At 50.7% G+C, this 696-nt stretch carries 1 pseudogene; it reads right to left on the bottom strand.

From position 1 onward, the window contains the following. Positions 1–696 (bottom strand): annotated as a pseudogene (locus R7Z49_RS25175) (6-phospho-beta-glucosidase); the annotation flags it as partial.

Raw genomic sequence — 696 nt, 5'->3', positions numbered from 1 at the left:
AACGGGCCCTGATTTGGTGATCATACAGCTGACTTCCACAGTGCAGTCGTCCGGCAAGCCCGCAATCGCGCCGTTGTTGCGAGTGTTCACGTGCATGATGGTGCGCTTGTCGTTGTAGATAGAGCTCATCAGCTCACAGGCCGCTTCTGAGTAATATTGGCCACCGCGCTTTTCGAGTTCTTTTGGTTTCTCGTTAAGCTCTGGGTTGCGGTAGATATCGAACAGACGTTTCTCCATCGCTTTGACCACTTCGCCGCGAGTGCCTTCGCCGTTCGCTTCTTCAATTTCCTGCTTCATGATGTCTTCGCTGGTGTAGTAGTAGCGAAGGTATGCGCATGGAATCATCCCCATATTGCGCAGCAGTTCTGTTGGCCATTCGAATGGAGGAATGTTTTGTGGAACGAGAGGATCGTTGCCCGATAAGATCGCTTCAACCACCTCTTGTAGCTTATCGCGACCTTCATGCAGGATCTGGCGCGCCCAAATAAAGTGGTTCAACCCCGCAACTTGCAATACAAAGTCTTGCTCGTCAGCGCCCAGCATTTGCGCGATGCCTTTTTGCATGATCACTGGCACATTGCACAAACCGACCGCTTTTACTTTGGTGTGCTTGAGAATTGCTTCTGTCACCATGCCCGATGGATTAGTAAAGTTCAGCAGCCAAGCGTCTGGACACAATTCTTCCATCTCATTACA

Origin of the sequence: Vibrio sp. 1562 (assembly GCF_033340155.1) — a bacterium.
Lineage (GTDB): Bacteria > Pseudomonadota > Gammaproteobacteria > Enterobacterales > Vibrionaceae > Vibrio > Vibrio alginolyticus.
This window is presented reverse-complemented; position numbering and strand designations above follow the sequence as displayed.